Annotated in this window: 1 protein-coding gene; it reads left to right on the top strand. The window is 40.4% G+C overall.

Annotated features, from left to right (window positions below):
• A partial coding sequence (locus ACVC3Y_RS00125) for a SpaA isopeptide-forming pilin-related protein (protein WP_452225719.1) occupies window positions 1-354 on the top strand: 354 nt, incomplete at both ends.

The following is a 354-nucleotide window of genomic DNA, read 5'->3' as shown; positions in this document are numbered from 1 at the left end:
ACAAGATCCAGGGGAAGAAGGAATAGAAGGAGTAGAAGTTGTAATTACTGATGTTAACGGAAACGAAACAACAGTAACAACAGGAACGGATGGCTCATGGACAGCAACAGACATTCCAGTAGGAGATGCAGAAATAGATGTGGATGAAACAACATTACCAGCAGATGTAAGTGATACTTTAACAACAGGAACCTCAGATCCAGAAACAGTAACTGTATTAGAAGGAGTTGAAACAGCAACAACCGATGATGGTTATGCACCAGTAGTTGGAGATTTAAGTGGAGTTGTATTTGAAGATCTTAACGGCGATGGAATACAAGATCCAGGAGAAGAAGGAATAGAAGGAGTAGAAGT

This window comes from Lacinutrix cladophorae (assembly GCF_053604645.1).
This window is presented reverse-complemented; position numbering and strand designations above follow the sequence as displayed.